The organism is Pseudomonas sp. MWU12-3088 (assembly GCF_023242405.1).
Taxonomy (GTDB): domain Bacteria; phylum Pseudomonadota; class Gammaproteobacteria; order Pseudomonadales; family Pseudomonadaceae; genus Aquipseudomonas; species Aquipseudomonas kribbensis.
This window is the reverse complement of the sequence record NZ_JALJEA010000011.1, coordinates 77239-96153: the sequence shown is the minus strand read 5'-3', so window position 1 is coordinate 96153 and position 18915 is coordinate 77239. Positions and strand designations below refer to the sequence as shown.

The 18915-nt window shown below is 61.3% G+C and carries 19 protein-coding genes; 7 read left to right on the top strand and 12 right to left on the bottom strand.

The window, feature by feature from the left end; genetic code table 11:
- The first annotated feature begins 198 nt into the window (after positions 1-198).
- The 3 genes from M5B98_RS23215 to M5B98_RS23205 are packed head-to-tail and all read left to right on the top strand — an operon-like array spanning position 199 to position 4234.
- Positions 199-1797 carry an ABC transporter permease gene (locus M5B98_RS23215; protein WP_248744102.1) on the top strand — a complete coding sequence of 533 codons (1599 nt, stop codon included), beginning with the start codon at positions 199-201 and terminating at the stop codon, positions 1795-1797.
- A complete protein-coding gene (locus M5B98_RS23210; RefSeq protein WP_248744101.1) occupies positions 1794-2609 on the top strand; it encodes an ABC transporter ATP-binding protein in 816 nt (271 codons plus the stop codon). The genes M5B98_RS23215 and M5B98_RS23210 overlap by 4 nt, the downstream gene beginning before the upstream one ends.
- A gap of 14 nt (positions 2610-2623) precedes the next feature.
- Positions 2624-4234 carry an arylsulfatase gene (locus M5B98_RS23205; protein WP_248744100.1) on the top strand — a complete coding sequence of 537 codons (1611 nt, stop codon included), beginning with the start codon at positions 2624-2626 and terminating at the stop codon, positions 4232-4234.
- A gap of 219 nt (positions 4235-4453) precedes the next feature.
- Here the strand turns inward: M5B98_RS23205 and M5B98_RS23200 are convergent, their stop codons facing one another.
- Positions 4454-5527, bottom strand: a complete 1074-nt coding sequence (locus M5B98_RS23200) for a fatty acid desaturase (RefSeq protein WP_248744099.1) — start codon at positions 5525-5527, stop codon at positions 4454-4456.
- A gap of 100 nt (positions 5528-5627) precedes the next feature.
- Between M5B98_RS23200 and M5B98_RS23195 the strand changes: the two genes are divergently transcribed.
- Positions 5628-6632 (top strand): AraC family transcriptional regulator, encoded by a 1005-nt coding sequence (locus M5B98_RS23195; RefSeq protein WP_248744098.1) that lies wholly within the window; start codon positions 5628-5630, stop codon positions 6630-6632.
- Between the two features lie 15 nt (positions 6633-6647).
- Here M5B98_RS23195 and M5B98_RS23190 read toward each other — a convergent pair whose 3' ends face one another.
- From M5B98_RS23190 to M5B98_RS23175, 4 genes are all read right to left on the bottom strand, one after another.
- Complete coding sequence (locus M5B98_RS23190) at positions 6648-7871, bottom strand: type II toxin-antitoxin system HipA family toxin (RefSeq protein WP_248744097.1); 1224 nt, start codon at positions 7869-7871, stop codon at positions 6648-6650.
- Complete coding sequence (locus tag M5B98_RS23185; RefSeq protein WP_085746304.1) at positions 7864-8112, bottom strand: helix-turn-helix domain-containing protein; 249 nt, start codon at positions 8110-8112, stop codon at positions 7864-7866. The genes M5B98_RS23190 and M5B98_RS23185 overlap by 8 nt, the downstream gene beginning before the upstream one ends.
- A 114-nt stretch (positions 8113-8226) precedes the next feature.
- On the bottom strand, positions 8227-9615 hold the full coding sequence (locus tag M5B98_RS23180) for a heavy metal sensor histidine kinase (RefSeq protein WP_248744096.1): 1389 nt from the start codon (positions 9613-9615) through the stop codon (positions 8227-8229).
- Complete coding sequence (locus M5B98_RS23175; RefSeq protein WP_248744095.1) at positions 9605-10285, bottom strand: heavy metal response regulator transcription factor; 681 nt, start codon at positions 10283-10285, stop codon at positions 9605-9607. The genes M5B98_RS23180 and M5B98_RS23175 overlap by 11 nt, the downstream gene beginning before the upstream one ends.
- Before the next feature lie 136 nt (positions 10286-10421).
- Here M5B98_RS23175 and M5B98_RS23170 point away from each other — a divergent pair, with 136 nt between their 5' ends.
- Both M5B98_RS23170 and uraH read left to right on the top strand, forming a co-directional pair.
- A complete protein-coding gene (locus M5B98_RS23170; protein ID WP_248744094.1) occupies positions 10422-10904 on the top strand; it encodes a GlcG/HbpS family heme-binding protein in 483 nt (160 codons plus the stop codon).
- Positions 10905-10920: 16 nt separating this feature from the next.
- Positions 10921-11331 carry a hydroxyisourate hydrolase gene (gene uraH, locus M5B98_RS23165; protein WP_248744093.1) on the top strand — a complete coding sequence of 137 codons (411 nt, stop codon included), beginning with the start codon at positions 10921-10923 and terminating at the stop codon, positions 11329-11331.
- Between the two features lie 18 nt (positions 11332-11349).
- Here the strand turns inward: uraH and M5B98_RS23160 are convergent, their stop codons facing one another.
- The gene (locus M5B98_RS23160) at positions 11350-12033 is read right to left on the bottom strand and encodes a Crp/Fnr family transcriptional regulator (protein WP_115076135.1); all 684 of its coding nucleotides are present in this window, start codon (positions 12031-12033) and stop codon (positions 11350-11352) included.
- A gap of 85 nt (positions 12034-12118) precedes the next feature.
- On the opposite strand from M5B98_RS23160, the gene M5B98_RS23155 reads away from it, so the two are divergent.
- Positions 12119-12643, top strand: a complete 525-nt coding sequence (locus M5B98_RS23155) for a DUF962 domain-containing protein (protein ID WP_248744092.1) — start codon at positions 12119-12121, stop codon at positions 12641-12643.
- A gap of 53 nt (positions 12644-12696) precedes the next feature.
- On the opposite strand, the gene M5B98_RS23150 is transcribed toward M5B98_RS23155, so the two are convergent.
- The 6 genes from M5B98_RS23150 to dibA form a co-directional block, all read right to left on the bottom strand.
- Positions 12697-13686 (bottom strand): sulfate/molybdate ABC transporter ATP-binding protein, encoded by a 990-nt coding sequence (locus tag M5B98_RS23150; protein ID WP_085733384.1) that lies wholly within the window; start codon positions 13684-13686, stop codon positions 12697-12699.
- Between the two features lie 3 nt (positions 13687-13689).
- Positions 13690-14562 carry a sulfate ABC transporter permease subunit CysW gene (gene cysW / locus M5B98_RS23145; protein WP_003220512.1) on the bottom strand — a complete coding sequence of 291 codons (873 nt, stop codon included), beginning with the start codon at positions 14560-14562 and terminating at the stop codon, positions 13690-13692.
- 13 nt (positions 14563-14575) lie between these two features.
- Positions 14576-15394, bottom strand: coding sequence for a sulfate ABC transporter permease subunit CysT (gene cysT / locus M5B98_RS23140; protein ID WP_007952818.1), 819 nt, complete (start codon positions 15392-15394; stop codon positions 14576-14578).
- Positions 15395-15464: 70 nt separating this feature from the next.
- Complete coding sequence (locus tag M5B98_RS23135) at positions 15465-16478, bottom strand: sulfate ABC transporter substrate-binding protein (RefSeq protein WP_065257482.1); 1014 nt, start codon at positions 16476-16478, stop codon at positions 15465-15467.
- A 132-nt stretch (positions 16479-16610) separates the two neighbouring features.
- Positions 16611-16793: a sulfur starvation response protein OscA gene (gene oscA, locus M5B98_RS23130; RefSeq protein ID WP_085712654.1), complete on the bottom strand. Its 183-nt coding sequence runs from the start codon at positions 16791-16793 to the stop codon at positions 16611-16613.
- 190 nt (positions 16794-16983) lie between these two features.
- The gene (gene dibA / locus M5B98_RS23125; protein ID WP_248744091.1) at positions 16984-18903 is read right to left on the bottom strand and encodes a phosphodiesterase DibA; all 1920 of its coding nucleotides are present in this window, start codon (positions 18901-18903) and stop codon (positions 16984-16986) included.
- Positions 18904-18915: the final 12 nt, after the last annotated feature.

Genomic DNA, 18915 nt, shown 5'->3' with positions numbered 1-18915 from the left:
GCCAGCAAAGTCGGGACATGCAGGGCGGTATGCATGGAGAGCATCGAAAATATTCTTCGAATGCATTGGATGCGTGCAGGGCTGGAGGCCTTAAATGGCGCTGCTTATCTCCAAAATGATTATTTTTTAATTCACTTATAACGATTAGTTCACCGCTAATTCCGCTGACACGATCCAACCCGACAACGGAGGTCATCCATGGCCCGTGAATCCCTGCTCAGCCTGCCACTGGCCGCACCGCCGTTGAAAAGCCGGCGCACCTGGCCAAGCCTGAGCCACCGCGTTTTACCCTGGATATTGCCGCTCGGACTGTTCGCCCTGTGGTGGCTGGCGGCGCGCAATCAATGGATGAGCGAACAGATCCTGCCGGCGCCATCACTGGTGTGGAACAGTGCGATCGAGCTGTCCCAGGGTGAGTTGTGGAGTCACTTGTGGATCAGCCTGCAACGGTTGTTCTGGGGCTTGTTGGCGGGCGTTGCCGCTGGCGCGGTACTCGGTGCGGCGCTGGGCTTCAGTCGTCGTCTCGAACGCCTGATCTTCCCGACTTTCGCCGGCCTGGCCCAGGTGCCGACGCTGGCGTGGATTCCGCTGTTCATGGTGTTTTTCGGCATCGGCGAAACGCTGAAACTGGTGGTGCTGGTCAAGGCCATCGTGGTGCCGGTGACCCTGCACACGCTGGTCGGCGTGCGCGATGCGCAACCGAAACTGCGGGAAGCCGCCGCTGTTTTACGTCTGCCGCCACGCCTGCTTATTCGCCGACTGGTGTTGCCCGCCGCCCTCCCCGCATTCATGGCCGGCGTGCGTCTGGCGCTGGCCGCTGGCTGGACTTCATTGCTCGCGGTGGAACTGCTGGCCTCCAGCGAAGGCATCGGTTACCTGATGGTCTGGGCGCGGCAGCTGTTCATGCTCGACATCGTGTTCGTGTGCATCGTGGTGATCGGCCTGATCGGCGTGGCGATGGATCGCGGCATCGGCCTGCTGGACAGAAAACTGGTGCACTGGCCGCACCCGGCCACGGCAGAAATTCGTCGCGGCCCGCGTTATGAAGGCTGGCAGCGCGTGCAGCCGTGGCTGTTGCCGCTGGGGTTGTTTGCGATGTGGCAACTGGCGGTCGATCAACAATGGGTCGATGCCAGCATTCTGGTCAGTCCGTGGGTGGTGCTTGAGGCGACGAAAAACGGATTGCTCGACGGCACGTTGATCTCGGGCATGGCCCTGAGCCTGGGCCGCACACTCGGCGGCTTGTTGATTGGCGGCGGCCTCGGCCTCGTTCTGGGTTTGCTGCTGGGTCTTTCGCGCACCAGCGAACGCGTGCTCGGCCCGACGCTCGCCGCCCTGCGGCAGATCGCGATTTTCGCCTGGGTGCCGCTGCTCACCGCGTGGTTCGGTCTGGGCGAATTGGCCAAGTGGGTGTTTGTCGCCCTCGCCGCTTTCTTTCCGTTGTTTGTCGCGACTCAACGCAGCGTCGCCAACCTCTCGCCGCAACTCAACGAAGCCGCGCAGGTGCTGCGTCTGAACCTCGCCCAACGCCTGCGTCGACTGGTGTTGCCGGGCGCTGCGCCGGGGATTTTCGCCGGCCTGCGCCTGAGCCTGATCTACGCCTGGCTCGGCACCATCGGTGCCGAATATTTCATGCCGTCCAACGGCGGCATCGGCAGCCAGATGATCGGTGCCCAACAACTGCTGCGCATGGACCTGATCATGGCCGGGATGCTGCTGGTCGGCCTCACCGGCGCCCTGCTCAACCTCATTGGCCAACGCCTGGAAATCCGCGCCACCCGCTGGAGACACGCATGAACGCACCGATTGTCAGCTTCACCCACGTAGGCAAATCCTTCGACGTTGACGGCTTCGAACTGGAGGCGATTCGCGAATTCAACCTCGACATCGCCGAGGGCGAATTCGTCGCCATCGTCGGCTCCAGCGGCTGCGGCAAATCCACTCTGCTGCGCTTGCTGGTGGGCCTCGATACGCAGTTTCGCGGGCAGATCACAGTCGATGGCAAAGCCGTCAGCGGCATCGGCGGCGAGCGCGGCATCGTGTTTCAGGAACACCGTTTGTTCCCGTGGCTGACGGTGGCCGACAACATCGGCCTGGGCCTGGTCAACGAGCCGCTGAGCGTCGCTGAAAAGCAGCAGCGCGTCAGCGATTTCATCGAACTGGTGGGCCTGCGCGACTTCACCCGTGCCTATCCGCATCAACTCTCCGGCGGCATGGCCCAGCGCGTGGCGATTGCTCGCGGGCTGGTGGCGAGCCCACGCATCCTGCTGCTCGACGAACCCTTCGGCGCCCTCGATGCGCTGACCCGCCAGCAGATGCAGGACGAACTGCTGGCGATCCGTGAGCGCGCAAAAATCACCACGATTCTGGTCACCCACGATGTCGAGGAAGCGATTTTCCTCGCCGACCGCGTGGTGGTCATGGAACCGCGCCCCGGCCGGATCAAACAGGTGGTGGACATCGCCCTGCCCCATCCACGCCAGCGCAGCAGTTTCGACTTCCACCAGTTGCGCGAAGAACTGCTGCACGAACTGACCAGTGACGACCATTACCAACCGAGCGCGCCGGTACAGATCCGTGATCTGCCGTTGTCGTTCATTGCCTGCTGAACAGGAGCCTGTTGATGCCGCAACGTCCCAACTTTCTGGTGATTCTGGCCGATGACCTCGGCTTCTCCGACATCGGTGCCTTCGGCGGCGAAATCGCCACGCCGAACCTCGATGCCCTGGCCAACAACGGCCTGCGACTGACCGATTTTCACACCGCACCGACCTGCTCGCCGACCCGCTCGATGCTGCTCACCGGCACCGATCACCACATCGCCGGCATCGGCACCATGGCCGAAACACTGACCCCCGAGCTGATCGGCAAACCGGGTTACGAGGGTTACCTCAACGACCGTGTCGTCGCGTTGCCGGAGTTGCTGCGCGAGGCCGGTTACCAGACACTGATGAGCGGCAAATGGCACCTGGGCCTGACCGCCGAACTGGCACCCCACGCCCGTGGCTTCGAGCGTTCGTTCTCGCTGCTGCCCGGCGCGGCGAACCACTACGGATTCGAACCGACCTACGATGAACACACGCCCGGCCTGCTGAAATCCACCCCGGCGCTGTACATCGAGGACGACACGTTCATCGACGAACTGCCGAAGGATTTCTATTCCTCCGACGCGTTCGGCGACAAGCTGTTGCAGTACCTCAAGGAGCGCGACCAGAGCCGACCATTCTTCGCGTACCTGCCGTTTTCCGCACCGCACTGGCCGTTGCAGGCACCCGCCGACATCGTCGAAAAATACCGCGGCCGCTACGACGCGGGCCCCGAAGTCTTGCGCCTCGAGCGTCTGGAGAAACTCAAATCGCTGGGACTGATCGAGCCGGATGTCGAACCGCATCCGCTGATCCAGCTGACCGCGCAATGGGACGCGCTAAACGATGAGCAGAAGCAGATTTCCGCCCGGGCGATGGAAGTCTACGCCGCGATGGTCGAGCGCATGGACTGGAACATCGGCCGCGTCGTCGACTACCTGCGCCAGCAAGGTCAGCTCGACAACACCTTCATACTGTTCATGTCCGACAACGGTGCCGAAGGCGCGCTGCTGGAAGCCTTCCCGAAATTCGGCCCTGAACTGGTGACCTACCTGAGCCAGCATTACGACAACAGCCTCGACAACATCGGCCGCGCCAATTCCTACGTCTGGTACGGGCCGAACTGGGCGCAGGTGGCGACCGCGCCGTCACGCCTGTTCAAAGCGTTCACCACCGAGGGCGGGATTCGCGTTCCGGCACTGTTGCACTATCCGCAGCTGCCTCTGAAGGGGCAGATCAGCCATGGTTTCGGCACGGTGATGGACATCACGCCGACCCTCCTCGATCTGGCCGGCGTGCGCCATCCGGGCAAGCAGTGGCACGGCAAACCGGTGGCGCCGTTGCGCGGGAAATCATGGCTGGGTTTCTTGTCCGGCGAGACGGCGCAGGTGCATGACGAACACACCGTCACCGGTTGGGAATTGTTCGGACGCCGGGCGATTCGGCAGGGGCAGTGGAAGGCGGTGTGGATCCCCGGGCCGGTCGGGCCGGCGACCTGGCAGCTTTATGATCTGGGGAGTGATCCGGGGGAGATTCATGACCTGGCGGCGAGTCAGCCGCAAAAGCTTGAAGCGCTGATCGAGCATTGGCAGCGGTATGTGGAGGAGACCGGGGTGATTTTGAGTGAGTCGCCGTTTCAGCCGGATTGAGGGCAAGATCAAGAGCCCCCCTCACCCCCGCCCTCTCCCCCAGGAGAGGGGGCAGACCGAGGTGTCTTTCGCTATACATCGACCTGAGAAACCGAGTTGATTGTGGATTCGGTAAAGCACTTTCAAGTCGGTGTACCTCCCCAATATCCCCCAATCAGTCCCCTCTCCCCTTGGGAGAGGGTTAGGGTGAGGGCTGGTTCTCAAGCCGAACATGCAAAGTCAGTTCACCTCGATCGTCTTACCCGCCAAAGCCTGATTTTCCTTGCGAACAAACCTGTTCGCCCGCCCGAACGTCCCGAAATCATTGAACCGAACCCCCATCTCCCGCATCACTTTATGCGCCACCGGCACCGTCAACTGGCGAATGTAGAAAGGCTCCTTCACTACAAAATGATGAATCCCGTGGCTACTGCCAAAGTTGAAGCAGAACGCCTGCAACGGCCACAGCCACCACGGATTCAACACCTGACACTGCTGAAGCACATTGCCCGGCTCCACATCCCCGTAGTAATGCATGTTGGAACTGATGAAGTGCAGGCAGAAGGTACGCAACACGTTCGGGCCGATGATCACCACGGCGGCGATATCGATCACCTGCATCACCGATAGCGTGGTCGCCGACCATTCAATCGGCGAGCCCATCAACGAGGCGACGCCATTGGCGGCGTGAAACCCGAGAAACACATACCACGCGCCCCAATGCACCAGCGCCAGCGGCGCGTAGACCTTCAGCGAACGCTTGATGATGCTGAATTTGTGCGTCCAGGTCCTGGCCCGGAGCATACGGATGAACGCCGACATCACGTTGTCGCCGACCATCAGCAACCGCGCAAAACCCCAGGTTTCGCCATTGGTGATCGCCCGTTCTTCCATGTCGGTTTCAGTGCCGGAAACCTTGTGATGATTGAGGTGCAGATGGCGGCGGATCCACGGGTTGATCGTGCTCGGCCGCGCCAGCCACACCAGGCCCATCATCAGGTTGTGCGGCACACGCTGTTTGCGGAAATACATGCTGTGAATGAGGTCATGTTCGAGCTCATGGGTCAGCGAGGCAAAAAACGCGTTGAGCAACAGGCATACCCACCACGCCATGTGCCCGCTGATGTAGAGCGCCGCCGAACCGATCATCCCGGCCAGCGCGAAGGCCAGAATCCCCGCGCCGAGGGCGTCCTGATGGTTGAGAATCGGGTAGCGTTCACGCAGCTCGACGCCTTTGGCCAGCACCACTTCGCGAATATGCGCTGATCGCTGGGCAGCATTGTGTCGCTGGGGACTTGCAGAAGTACGGTCCATGCTTCCATCCTCTGGTTATTGATGTTCGCATCCTGCCCCGCGCAGGGTCCGGACGCGGTAGCCGAGAACGCCAACCTGTTGACCGGAAGCGCCAATCAGCATGAAGGAACCGACTTCTCTCGCCAGCTGGACCCGTGCCCTGCGCAAGCAACTCGACGCGCTGGGGCTGGACAGCACTGCCCTGTGCCAGCAGGCCGGGCTCGATCCGCAATTGATGGACGACCCGAACGCCCGCTACCCGTTGTCCGCCACCACGCGCCTGTGGGAAATCGCGGTGCAGGTCAGCGGTGATCCGGCGATCGGTTTGCGGGTGTCGCGGTTCGTCAGCCCCACGACATTTCACGCGCTGGGCTACGCCTTGGTGGCCAGCGGCAGCCTGCGGGAAGTGTTCGAGCGGATAGTGCGTTATCACCAGGTGGTCAGCGACGCGCTGGAGCTGGAGCTGACGCGCACCGAAGACCGCTACCGGTTTCGCCTGAAAATCCCGGCCGACAACCCTGCGCCCGCCTTCGAGGCCATCGACGCCTTCGCCGCGATCTACGTGCGTACCTGCCGCAATCGCCTTGGCCGCGACTACGCGCCACTGGCGGTGTACCTGCGCCGCCCGGAACCTGCCGATGCGCATCAATGGCACAAGGTGTTCCGCTCGCCGGTGCATTTTTCAGCCGAAGAAGACCGCATCGAATTCGCCCTCAACGACTTCGACAGCCACCTCGACGACGCCAACCCCGAACTGGCCGAACACAACGAAGCCGTGCTCAAACGCACCCTCGCCCAGCTCAAGCCGATGACCTGGGAGCGCAAGGTGCGCGACGCCATCGAAGAACAACTGCCCGAAGGCGAACCCAGCGCCGAACGCATCGCCCAGACCCTGCACCTGAGCCTGCGCAGCCTGCAACGACACCTGGCGGACGAGGGTTGTCGTTTCGATACGCTGTTGAATGAAAGCCGGGAGAACCTCGCGTTGCTGCATCTGCGAGATCCGCAATGCTCGCTGAGCGAGGTGAGTTATCTGCTGGGGTTTGCCGATACGAGCAGCTTCAGCCGCGCGTTCAAACGCTGGACGGGGATGACGCCGGGGCAGTTTAGGGATCAGTTGCGTTGAGCGCACATCGGTCGCTCAACCCTTGGTCAGACTGCGCTCAATCCCGGATTTCCACTGCTCGATCATTGCCGCACCCACCTCGCCGAACGACTGATGGGTTCGGCAATGCTCAAGCATTTCCGCCATCGCCGCCTGCATGCCATGAACAACCTGCTGCAGCAGTTCATTGCACCGGCCTTCCGTCAGATTGCACGCCGTACGGCCGAAGCGGATGAGCGCCTTGTACTTGGGCCATGCCTTCGACCCGCCCAACAGCAAGGCCAGGCTGTCGTTCCTGATGTAAACCGATGTAGTGATGATGTCGTATGCCGGAGCCAGCCGGATCGAGGCCTGCGCGCCACAATGGTCATACAGCACACCGAAGTTCTTCAGGTGCGCATCGCCGTTTTTCAGTCCCGCTGACAGCGCTACGATCTTGAAAAAAGCTTCCAGCGCCTGACTCAACAACGCAGGCGAAACAAAGGCCTTGATCTGTCGCGCAGCGCCTTCGTAAGAACCATCGTATTTGGCTCTGGAAGGCCAGCCGTTGAGTACGCAAAAGTCTTCGAAACCCAGATAGCCGTGCTCAACCAGGTCAAAACGCTCAACCACCAGAAACTTGCCCTGCTCACTCAATTCAAACTTTGGCACTTCAAGTCCGCTAAGCGCTGCGGCGCGCATACAGAAGTACTCGTTGGTCGCCAGCTCAGGAAATTCTTCGGGACGGAAAGCTTTGACCAGATGTGTGGAGCCTCGGTGGGTCAGGCGATCAACTGCTGACGCACTATCACGCACCAGCACTTTGGGCTGCACGCCCGAAACCCCGGAATATTGGCCGTACTTCTGTAGCAAATCATCGAACAGTCCCTGGGCACCGTCATGAACCAGAAGCTCGGCCAATGATGTTTCGGGCTGACGCTCGGTTGCCGACTCGCTGGTAATCGCCAGCCGTCCCAGCTGATGCGGTCCGACGATTGCGAGCAGGTCGAAATCATCAAAACCGCGCACGGCCTTACTGAAGCGTCGAACCAGCTCATCGCGCAGCGCGCCCTCCGGCAGATTCATCTCGAAAACGGGATGAACGCCCCGCTCCCAGCCGTAACTCTCCAGCCGGGTGGGCATGGTCAGCGACACTGCATTTTCGTCGATGGCGTCCTCGCGATAGCTGAACACACTGTCCATGCCCGGCTGCCCTCGACCGAGCGTTCCGACCGGGCTATCAGCGACGGTGATGTGCAACCGATCTGTCGGCTCAGTCATGGAAATTCACCTTCTGCAACGCGTCGAGTGTCGGGCGTTGCGCTCTCACTGGAACCGCAGTCAGCTCATAGCCAAAGCCGTTAAGGATCGCCTCGACTTTGCGCAGACCAATTTCAGAAATCGTATTGTTTTCGATACCCGAAATGGTGGCGCGGCTCATGCCGTAACGTTGCGCCAGCGCCTGTTGCGAGAGTTTTTGCGCTTTGCGCAGAGTTCTGATCAGTTCGCCCAACTGTTCCATGACACACCAGTGCATTATATGCAGTGCAATAAAGCGTAAATAAAAGATTATGCATCGTATTTGATGCTAATTCAGGGTGAGTCTAGCTCAGATGAAACGGCGTGTGCGGGTCGATTAGCGACTGGTTACAAATCCAAGCTCAAAAACCGTACCCGTTGCACCACTGCTGACCCGCACCCGCCCACCATGCAACTGCATGATCGACTGCACGATCGCCAGTCCCAATCCGCCGGAATCTCCCGGTTCGGCGCGGGACGGGTCAACGCGGTAGAAGCGGTCGAACAGTTTGCCCAGATGCTTTTCTGCGATGACCGGGCCGAGGTTGTGGACCTGCAGCCAGCACATGCCCGGCTCATCGCGCCGGCGCAGGCTGATGACCGAGCCGGCGTCGGCATGGCGTACGGCGTTGGCCAGCAGGTTGCCCAAGGCGCGTTGCAGCAGTTGCTGATCCACCAGCAACTCTCCGCTGAACGTGTTTTCGAGGCGGATTTCCCGGTCATCGGCCAGGGCTTCGAAGTAGTCGCACAACTCATCGCCGATTTCGTGCAACTCCAGCGTGCGCAGATCGAGCGCCCGTTCAGCCTGCTCTGCACGGGCGAGAAACATCAGGTTTTCGGCCATGCGCTTGAGCCGTTCGAACTCTTCCATGTTCGACGCCAGCACTTCCTGATACTCGGTGCTGCTGCGCGGGTAATTCAGTGCCTGGCCGTTGCTCGCGAGCAAGGTGTGCAGGGGCGTGCGGATTTCGTGGGCAAGGTCGGCGGAAAACTGTGAGAGGCGCTGGAAGCCATCGTCCAGCCGCACCAGCATCCCGTTCAGCGCGTGCACCGGTTCCAGCAGTTCCGCTGGCGTGCCGGCGGTGGGAACCCGTTGGTCGAGGCTGCGTAGGTCGATGCCACGCAGCGCTTCACTCAGCTTGCGCAGAGGCCGCAAGCCTCGGCGCAACAGCAACAGGCCCAGCGTGAAAGCGAACACGGCACCCAGGCCAACGGCCAGATACAAGCGCAGGCGATAGCTGCCGAGCATCTGCTCGCGCTCGCTCAAGACCTTGCCGGCGATCACGGTCAATGCTTCGCCGTTCGGCCCTTGAGCCTGACCTGATAACAGGGCCAGCTCGACACCGTCGGGCGCCTTCCAGGTCAGCACATCGCGGCGTTGCGGCGGTTGATCCCGGGGGATGGCCTGCACGGACGGCAGTGCGCGTTGGCGAGGGTTGATCGTGATCACATTCGAGCCGTCAGCGCGTTGTACCAGCAGCAGACTGTCGAGATTGCCGAGCATGTTCTGGTACAGCCGTGGCCGCGCCTGCAAGGCGTCGAGGCTGTCACTGTCGGCGAGCAATGCGCGCACCTGTTCCAGACGACCGAGCAAGGCCATGTCGTCGCGCCAGGCGATTTCCGACGCCAGCGAGCGATACAGGAACACGCCGATCGCGCTGAGCACCAACGCACAGACTGCCGCGAACGCCAGGGCCAGACGCCAGGCGATGGATCTAGCGCGCATCGTCAGGCGCTTCGAGTTGATAGCCGACCCCGCGCACGGTGTGGATCAGTTTGGGCATGTACGGATCATCGACTTTCGAACGCAGCCGGCGCACCGCGACTTCGACCATGTTGGTGTCGCTGTCGAAATTCAGGTTCCACACCTGCGAAGCGATCAGCGTGCGCGACAGCACTTCACCCTGACGGCTGGCGAGCAAATGCAGCAGGGCGAATTCCTTGTTGGTCAGGGCGATACGCTGGCCGCCACGGCTGACCCGGCGGCGCAGCACGTCAATTTCCAGATCGGCGATGCTGTACGACTCGGCTTCGCGCATCGGCCCGCGCCGCAACAACGTGCGCACCCGCGCGAGCAATTCGGCGAAGGCGAACGGCTTGAGCAAATAGTCATCGGCCCCCAGTTCGAGGCCACACACGCGGTCTTCTATGGCGTCCTTCGCCGTCAGGAATAGCACCGGCGTGGCGCCACGCTGGCGGATCAGCTGGAGCAATTGCCACCCATTGAGGCCCGGCAGCATCACGTCGAGGATAATCAGGTCATATGCCTGCTGCTCGATGAAGTAGCGCCCGTCGAGGCCATTCAGCGCCACATCAACAGCGAAACCCGACTCGCCCAGCCCTTTGGCGAGGAAATTCGCGGTTTTGGCTTCATCTTCTACAACCAGCAAACGCATGGCACACCTCGATTGATCAGAGGCACAGGCTAGGCCCCTTCTGCGGCGTTGCCCATTACAAACTTGTAATCCGGCTGACGAGGTTTCGACGGGAACCGGCGGATAAGGTGGCGGCCTTCTCTTTTGGAGCCTGCCCATGTCCGCTAAATACTTGATCGCCAGCCTGGCAATCGGCCTCGGCACCGCCGCGTTCGCCGCGCCTGAGCTGCCACGTCACGCCGATCTCGATCTGAAAACCGCACGGCTGCTGGCCGATGCGACGCTGGAAAACTGCACCGGAACGGTGTCGGTGCTCGACCGTGGCGGCAACCTGCTGGTGACCTTGCGCGGCGACGGTATCGGCCCGCACAACACCGCCGCCAGCCAACGCAAGGCCTACACCGCGCTATCGACGAAAAACCCGACCCGACTGTTCGCCGAGCGTGCCCGAAGCAACCCGGAAGCCGCAAACCTCAACACCCTCGATGAATTGCTGTTGCTCGGCGGCGGCATCCCTTTGTTTGCCGGAAAAGAACTGGTCGGCGCCATGGGCGTGGCCGGTTCCGGCGGCGGCGAGCAGGACGAAAACTGCGCAATCAAGGCTGCCGAAATCGTCGGCCTGTCCATCAACCGTATTTGAACCCAGGAGCATCACCATGTCCCCACTACGAATCACTTTCGCCGCGCTCGGCCTGAGTGCTTTTTCAAGCCTGGCGCTGGCCGCCGGCAACCCGCTGAGCGTGCATGTGCTCAATCTGGAAAACGGCCTGCCGTCGCCAGGCATCAACGTGACATTGGAGAAACACGTGGGCCAGGACTGGCAGCCGCTGGCGCAGGGCACGACCAATGAACAGGGGCGCATCGCCGAACTGTTCCCGGCGAACAAGCCGTTCGAGGCGGGTGAATATCGTGTGGTGTTCAAGACCGGCGAGTATTTCGAGAAGGCGAAGCACGAGACGTTTTTTCCGGAGATTCCGGTGATTTTCAAAGTGAAGCAGACGGATCAGCACTATCACATTCCGTTGCTGCTCAGCCCGTATGGCTTCTCAACCTATCGCGGCTCGTAGGCCATTGGTCGATCGAGATCAGAGTGTCGCCAGCGCCCGCAATCGCGCGGCGTCGAGGATTTCGATCTCGCCATAACTCAGTCCGATAATCCCCTGCCCCTGCAACTCCTTGAGAATCTGATTGGTGGTCTGCCGCGACAGCGACAGCATCGACGCCAATTGTTCCTGCGGCAGTTGCAGCACGCGGCGTGGCGGATCGAGTTCGCCGTAGCCTTCGGCAATCATCAGCAAACGATGAGCCAGACGCGCCGGGGCCGGCAGCAGGCTCAGCTGTTCAAGATTGATGAAGGTCAGGCGCAGTTTGTGGCTCATCAGCAGGGCCAGATGTCGCCAGTAGACGGGGTGTTCGTCGAGCAGTTTCAGCAGCGTGGCCTGGGGAATGTTCAGCAGGGTACAAGGCCCGACCGCGTAGGCATCGTGGGTGCGGGGCTGGCCGTCGAACAGGCAGATTTCGCCGAACCAGTGCGGCGCTTCCACCAGGCTCAGCAACGCCTCCTTGCCCTGCTCGCTGACCGCGCCGATGCGTACCGCGCCGTCGAGCACCGCGTACAGTCCGCACGGCGCATCGCCGCGCTGGAACAACCGCTGCCCCGCCGCCAGCCGCCGCTCCTTTGCCGCCGCCAGCAGACTATCCTGAAAGGACGAAGGCAGATGACTGAACCATTGCCCGGTCAGCAGGCGCTCGCGCCAGACCTTATCCATGCGTTCTCCTAAAGATTGTCGCCTGCCTGACAGAGCGAGCCGTGAACCCGGGGCATGATTCGATCACCCTACAGGAGGAACAACAATGAAAAGCCTCGTCGATCATTTGAGTCAATACGCCGCTTACCACCGTGACCCGCGCAACATCGCCAGCCACTTTATCGGGATTCCGCTGATTGTGGTGGCGGTGGCCGTGCTGTTGTCGCGGCCGGAATGGTCGGTGGGCGGCTTGTGGATTTCCCCGGCGGTGATTGCCGCCCTTGCGTCGGCATGGTTTTACCTGCGACTGGAACTGAAGCTCGGGGTTCTGATGACCGTGTTGATGGGGTTGTCGGTCTGGGCCGGGCATGTTTTAGCGCAGCAGAGCACCATGGTCTGGCTCAGCGGCGGTCTGGCGATGTTTGTGATTGGCTGGGTGATCCAGTTTGTCGGGCACCACTATGAAGGGCGAAAACCGGCGTTTGTGGATGACTTGAGCGGGTTGATTGTCGGGCCGCTGTTTGTGGTGGCCGAGCTGGCGTTCATGCTCGGGATGCGGCATGAGCTGAAAGAGCAGATCGAAGCGCGGGCGGGTATGGTGCGGGTCAATCCGAATCGTGCGGCGGTCTGAACCTCTGGCTGATTCGCTCGTTCCCACGCTCGGCGTGGGAACGAGCGATGCTTTTAGAGGCTGGCGACTTTCTGCCACACCTTCGGCTTGAAGAACAAAGTCTCACCCTTGGCCAACCCGGTCAGGCTATCGTGATCCTTCACCACTTCCGCCTCGATCAGATCCGTCTGGCCTTCAACCTTCAACGTCACCCGCGTGGTCGCGCCCAGCGGCCGGATATCGCGGACTTCAGCAGCGTGGTGATCCTCCAGCTCATGCCGCGACAGCGACACTTCGTGCGGGCGGAACAGTACGTGGTTGTCATCCCCCAGATGCAGACGGTTCGAATCGCCGAGGAAGTGATAGACGAAATCGCTGGCCGGGTTTTCGTAAACATCGCCCGGTGAGCCGATCTGCTCGATCACGCCCTTGTTCATCACCACGATGCGGTCGGCCACTTCCATCGCCTCTTCCTGGTCGTGGGTCACGAACACCGAGGTCAGGTTGATGTCTTCGTGCAGGCGCGCCAGCCAGCGGCGCAGCTCTTTACGCACCTTGGCGTCGAGGGCGCCGAACGGCTCGTCGAGCAGCAGCACTTTCGGCTCTACCGCCAGCGCTCGGGCCAAAGCGATACGCTGACGCTGGCCGCCGGACAGTTGCTCCGGATAACGATCCGACAGCCAGTCCAGTTGCACCATGTTCAGCAATTCGTGGACCTTGGTCGCGATCTGGCTTTCGCTCGGGCGCTGGTTTTTCGGCTTCATGCGCAGGCCGAACGCGACGTTGTCGAACACGGTCATGTGGCGGAACAGGGCGTAGTGCTGGAACACGAAACCGACGTTGCGATCCCGCACGTCGTGGCCGGACACGTCTTCGCCGTGGAACACGATGTTGCCGTTATCCGGGGTTTCCAGACCGGCAATAATGCGCAGCAAAGTGGTCTTGCCGCAGCCGGACGGGCCGAGCAGCGCCACCAGCTCACCGCTGTGGATGTCCAGACTGATGTTGTCCAGCGCCTTGAACGCATTGAAATTCTTGCTGACGTTACGCACTTCGATCGACATGAATTATTCCTCCGCGGCGCTGGCGCGCAGGCGGTTGATACGGTTTTCGCTCCACTGCTTGAGCAGCAGGATGAAGAGCGCCAGGATCAGCAACAGGCTCGCCACGGCGAACGCGGCCACGTGGTTGTATTCGTTGTAGAGGATCTCGACGTGCAGCGGCAAGGTGTTAGTCACCCCGCGAATGTGCCCGGAAACCACCGACACCGCACCGAACTCACCCATGGCCCGCGCGGTACACAACACCACGCCATAGATCAGGCCCCATTTGATGTTGGGGACGGTCACGTGCCAGAACATCTGCCAGCCATTGGCACCGAGCAGCCGCGCGGCTTCCTCTTCCTGCGTGCCTTGTTCCTGCATCAGCGGGATCAGCTCACGGGCCACGAACGGCACGGTGACGAAGATCGTCGCCAGCACGATGCCCGGCAGGGCGAAGACGATCTGGATGTCATGATCCTGCAGCCACGGCCCGAACAGGCCCTGGGCGCCGAACATCAGCACGTAGACCAGACCGGCGATCACCGGCGACACCGAGAACGGCAGGTCGATCAGTGTTACCAGCATGCTCTTGCCACGGAACGAGTATTTGCTCACGCACCACGCGGCGCTGACACCGAACACCAGGTTCAGCGGCACCGAAATCAGCACCGCAATCACGGTGAGTTTCAGCGCCGACAAGGCATCCGGTTCAAAGATTGCCGTGAAGAATGCACCGAGGCCGTTCTTCAAACCCTGCGACACCACGATAAACAGCGGCAGCACCAGAAACAGGAAGAAAATCAGCCAGCCGAGGCCGATCAGGACTCTGCGCGAAGTGGCGCTGCCACGGCGGGCGGCGTTGGCCGAGGAAGCGGCCGCAATAGACGATTGGGACATGGTTCGCGCCTCCTTATGGGGTTTCGATGCGCCGCTGCAACAAGTTGATCAGCAGCAACAGGACGAAGGAAACCACCAGCATCAGCACGCCGATGGAAGTGGCGCCGGTGTAATCGTACTGGTCGAGCTTGACCATGATCAGCAGCGGCAGGATCTCGGTTTTCATCGGCATGTTGCCGGCGATGAAAATCACCGAACCGTACTCGCCGACGCCCCGGGCGAACGCCAGGGCAAAACCGGTCAGCCAGGCTGGCAACAGCGCCGGCAGCAGAATGTGACGGAACACTTGTAGTGGCTTGGCACCGAGGCACGCCGCCGCTTCTTCGACTTCACGGGGGATATCGGCCAGCACTGGCTGCACCGTGCGCACCACAAACGGCAGGGTCACGAAGGTCAGCGCCAGAGTGATCCCGAGCGGGGTGTAGGCGATCTTGAAACCGAGGTCGGCGGCGAACTGCCCGACCAGTCCGGTCGGCGTGTACAGCGCAGTGAGCGCGATACCGGCCACTGCGGTCGGCAGTGCGAACGGCAGATCGATCATCGCGTCGATCACCTTGCGCCCCGGGAACGTGTAGCGCACCAGCACCCACGCCAGCAACGTGCCGATGATGCCGTTGATGATCGCGGCGCACAGCGCGGTGCCGAAGCTCAGCTTCAGTGCGGCGAGAACGCGGGGCGCGGAGATGATCGTCCAGAACTGATCCCAGGTGAGTTGGGCGGCGTGGACGAACATCGCCGCCAGCGGGATTAGCACAATCAGGCTGAGGTACACCAAGGTGTAGCCCAGCGTCAGCCCGAAGCCGGGTATGACGGGGGAGATACGACGCGACATAAAAGTCCTTGGTTTGAGAACGCGCAAAGCCCCGAACATAAATCCGGGGCTCGTTTTAGGCTATTGAAACTTACTGCGCCTGATAGATCTGGTCGAACACGCCACCGTCGTTGAAGAATTTCGGCTGTGCGGTTTTCCAGCCGCCGAAGTCCTTGTCGATGGTCACCAGTTCCAGTTTCGGGAACTGCTGGGCGTACTTGGCCGCCACGTCCTTGTCACGCGGGCGGTAGAAGTTCTTCGCCGCGATTTCCTGGCCGGCCGGGCTGTACAGGTGCTTGAGGTAGGCTTCGGCGATCTGCTCGTTGCCCTTCTTCTCGGCGTTCTTGTCGACCACGGCCACCGGAGGTTCGGCGAGGATCGACAGCGACGGCACGACGATGTCGAACTTGTCCTTGCCGCCGTCTTCTTTCAGCGCCAGGAAGGCTTCGTTTTCCCAGGCCAGCAACACGTCGCCCTGACCGTTGTTGACGAAGGTGATGGTCGAGCCACGGGCGCCGGTGTCCAGAACCGGAACGTGCTTGAACAGGGTCTGTACGTATTCCTTGGCTTTCGCCTCGTTGCCGCCGTTGGCTTTCAGGCCGTAAGCCCACGCTGCGAGGAAGTTCCAGCGTGCACCGCCGGAGGTTTTCGGGTTCGGCGTGATCACCGAGACGTCGTTCTTGATCAGGTCGCCCCAGTCCTTGATACCTTTCGGGTTGCCCTTGCGCACCAGGAACACGATCGTCGAGGTGTACGGAGTGCTGGCGTCCGGCAGACGCTTCTGCCAGTCGGCCGGCAGGGTCTTGCCGAGCTTGGCGATTTCGTCGATGTCACCGGCCAGGGCCAGGGTCACGACGTCGGCGCGCAGACCGTCGATCACCGCACGGCCCTGCTTGCCCGAACCGCCGTGGGATTGCTGGATTTTCACGGTGTCGCCGGCATGCTCTGCCTGCCAGTACTTCACGAATTCGGCGTTGTAATCCTGATACAGCTCGCGGGTCGGGTCATACGAAACGTTGAGCAGTTCGTAATCCTTGGCAACCGCGGAACCGGCAAACACAGCGCTGGCCAGGGCGGCCAGAGCGTAACGGCGAATCGACGACATGGTGAAAGCTCCTGGAATTCTTGGTGGTGGCTTTTTCTTATGTATTGCTGGAATCGGATTGCTCATTCAGTGATCGCGCCTGCGGCAACTCCTGCGCATTACCCCCTGCAGGAGCTGTCGCAGATGCGATCTTCAGGCCTGCTTGTTGCCCGGTTGCTGCAGACGGAATTTCTCTTTGCGTTCAATCTGGACGACTTGGGCGTTGTGCACAGTGATTTCCACCGCGCCGAAACGCAGGTCGCGCAAGGCGCTCTGGATTTCACGCAAGATGGTGGTTTCGTCCTGACCGTCAACGCTACGCAGGGATGCGCTCATGGTGCTGCTCCTTTGTATGGGATATGCCTGGCAGTGGGCGGCACTGCGTTCGGCGTGGGAGCAATATAAGAGAGGCGCAGATATTCTTAAAAAGACTATTTAAGAATGTTTATATAACTGGAAAACATTATGTGATGCAGCAAGGGTTTGCGGCGGATTTGCCCACTCGCAAACCCGCTGCACGGGACTGTCAGCCGATTGCCGGCGCTCTGGCCCAGTCGATCTGCGCTTCCGGCACCGGCCGCCCGAACCAGTAGCCCTGCCCCAGATCGCACGCCTGCTCCAGCAGGAACGCCGCTTGCTCGGCCTGCTCGATGCCTTCAGCGTGCACCTGCATGCCCATGCTGCGGGCCAGGGCGATGATCACCCGGACAATGGCGGCATCGTCCTCGTCCCACGGCAGTCCGGCGACGAACCCCTGATCGATCTTCAGCTTCTGCACCGGCAGGCGCTTGAGTCGCAGCAGCGACGAATAACCGGTGCCAAAGTCATCGATTGCCAGACGAATCCCCAGCTCGCGCAGACGATGCATCTGCTCCAGCGCCACTTCCGGGTCATCCATGACTGCACTTTCGGTGACTTCCAGCTCCAGATACGCCGGATCGAGGCCGGTGTCGTGCAGCACCTGCGCCACCTGTTGATACAACTCGCGGCGGGCGAACAGCCGTGACGACACGTTCACCGCGACAAACGACAGCACCACCCCGGCCTGCTGCCATTGGCACATCTGTCGGCAGGCCTGCTGCATCACCCAGGCGTCGATTTCCGAGATCATCCCGGTGCGCTCGGCAATCGGGATGAACTCCGCCGGCGACACCAGGCCACGCTGTGGGTGCTCCCAGCGCACCAAGGCCTCGACGCCGATCAGGCGGCTGGTCTGCAGGTCGTGGACCGGTTGGTAATAGACCCGCAGCTCTTGTTGCTCCAGTGCACGGCGCAGTTCGAAGGCGATCTCGACCCGTTGCTGGGCATGAGCGGTGAGTTCTTCGGTGTACAACGCGTAGCCGTTGCGGCCGCTGCTCTTGGCCTTGAACAATGCGGCGTCGGCATTGCGCAACAGCTGTTCGGCGCTCAGGGCATCGCTGGGAAACAGGCTGATGCCGAGGCTGGCGTTGATGAAGAGTTCATGGCCGTCGAGGCAGAACGGTTCCTTGAGTGCATCGAGAATCCGTTGGGCCAGGGCTGCGGCCTGCGCTGGCTGTGGACAACTTTCCATCAGTACCGCGAATTCATCGCCACCCAGCCGCGCCAGCGTGATGCCCGATCCGAACAGCGCCTGCAAACGCACGGCAACCGCCTTGAGCAAGCGGTCACCGATGTTGTGGCCGAGGCTGTCGTTGATCAGTTTGAAGTGGTCCAGATCGATCATCAGCAGCGCGCAGCCGCGCTTGTGGGTCTGTGCCGATGCCAGCGCCTGCTCGGCGCGATCGCTGAACAGCAGGCGGTTGGGCAGGTCGGTCAGCGGGTCGTGGTGGGCCAGGTGCTTGAGCTCGTGTTCGGAATCCTTGATCGCGCTGATATCGGAAAACACCGCGACGTAATGACTGAGCCGACCGTCCTCGTCGCGGATCACCCGGATGGTTTGCCACTGTGGATAAATTTCACCGCTCTTGCGCCGGTTCCAGATCTCGCCGCTCCATTCATCCTTCGCCTGCAGCGTGGCGAACATCGCCTGATAGAAACCCGGAGGATGGTGCCCGGACTTGAACAGGCTGGGCTGCTGGCCAATGACTTCCTCACGCTGGTAGCCGGTGATTTCCATGAACGCGCGATTGACGTGCACGATCAGCCCCTGCCGGTCCGTGACCAGCACGCCTTCGCGGGTGCAATCGAACACCGCAGCGGCCTGACGCAGGCGTTCGCGATCGGCCTGGCGCTCACGCAACCGGGCACCGATGCCCAGGCATTCGAACAGGCGCGCCCGGGCGAGAAAGATCAAACCGGCGCTGAACACCACAAAGGCATAGCCGTTGATCAGTTGCCAACGCAGCAACTGATCAGAGCTATCGAAGAAACTGTTCAATAAATAGCCAATGCCTTGCAGCCAGACAACGGCAAGAACCAGGTAAAGCAGCGCTGCACGCAAGGCATCGCGGTATGTGGCAGACATTCGGCCGTCCAT

What these genes read in the sequence shown, in the direction of transcription:
- M5B98_RS23150 (WP_085733384.1), bottom strand. Translation starts at nt 13,686, where the DNA reads ATGTCGATCGAAGTGCGTAACGTCAGCAAGAATTTCAATGCGTTCAAG.
- M5B98_RS23175 (WP_248744095.1), bottom strand. Translation starts at nt 10,285, where the DNA reads ATGCGTTTGCTGGTTGTAGAAGATGAAGCCAAAACCGCGAATTTCCTC.
- M5B98_RS23195 (WP_248744098.1), top strand. Translation starts at nt 5,628, where the DNA reads ATGAAGGAACCGACTTCTCTCGCCAGCTGGACCCGTGCCCTGCGCAAG.
- M5B98_RS23180 (WP_248744096.1), bottom strand. Translation starts at nt 9,615, where the DNA reads ATGCGCGCTAGATCCATCGCCTGGCGTCTGGCCCTGGCGTTCGCGGCA.
- M5B98_RS23185 (WP_085746304.1), bottom strand. Translation starts at nt 8,112, where the DNA reads ATGGAACAGTTGGGCGAACTGATCAGAACTCTGCGCAAAGCGCAAAAA.
- M5B98_RS23190 (WP_248744097.1), bottom strand. Translation starts at nt 7,871, where the DNA reads ATGACTGAGCCGACAGATCGGTTGCACATCACCGTCGCTGATAGCCCG.
- cysW (WP_003220512.1), bottom strand. Translation starts at nt 14,562, where the DNA reads ATGTCCCAATCGTCTATTGCGGCCGCTTCCTCGGCCAACGCCGCCCGC.
- cysT (WP_007952818.1), bottom strand. Translation starts at nt 15,394, where the DNA reads ATGTCGCGTCGTATCTCCCCCGTCATACCCGGCTTCGGGCTGACGCTG.
- M5B98_RS23200 (WP_248744099.1), bottom strand. Translation starts at nt 5,527, where the DNA reads ATGGACCGTACTTCTGCAAGTCCCCAGCGACACAATGCTGCCCAGCGA.
- M5B98_RS23170 (WP_248744094.1), top strand. Translation starts at nt 10,422, where the DNA reads ATGTCCGCTAAATACTTGATCGCCAGCCTGGCAATCGGCCTCGGCACC.
- M5B98_RS23160 (WP_115076135.1), bottom strand. Translation starts at nt 12,033, where the DNA reads ATGGATAAGGTCTGGCGCGAGCGCCTGCTGACCGGGCAATGGTTCAGT.
- M5B98_RS23215 (WP_248744102.1), top strand. Translation starts at nt 199, where the DNA reads ATGGCCCGTGAATCCCTGCTCAGCCTGCCACTGGCCGCACCGCCGTTG.
- oscA (WP_085712654.1), bottom strand. Translation starts at nt 16,793, where the DNA reads ATGAGCGCATCCCTGCGTAGCGTTGACGGTCAGGACGAAACCACCATC.
- M5B98_RS23155 (WP_248744092.1), top strand. Translation starts at nt 12,119, where the DNA reads ATGAAAAGCCTCGTCGATCATTTGAGTCAATACGCCGCTTACCACCGT.
- M5B98_RS23135 (WP_065257482.1), bottom strand. Translation starts at nt 16,478, where the DNA reads ATGTCGTCGATTCGCCGTTACGCTCTGGCCGCCCTGGCCAGCGCTGTG.
- M5B98_RS23210 (WP_248744101.1), top strand. Translation starts at nt 1,794, where the DNA reads ATGAACGCACCGATTGTCAGCTTCACCCACGTAGGCAAATCCTTCGAC.
- M5B98_RS23205 (WP_248744100.1), top strand. Translation starts at nt 2,624, where the DNA reads ATGCCGCAACGTCCCAACTTTCTGGTGATTCTGGCCGATGACCTCGGC.
- dibA (WP_248744091.1), bottom strand. Translation starts at nt 18,903, where the DNA reads ATGTCTGCCACATACCGCGATGCCTTGCGTGCAGCGCTGCTTTACCTG.
- uraH (WP_248744093.1), top strand. Translation starts at nt 10,921, where the DNA reads ATGTCCCCACTACGAATCACTTTCGCCGCGCTCGGCCTGAGTGCTTTT.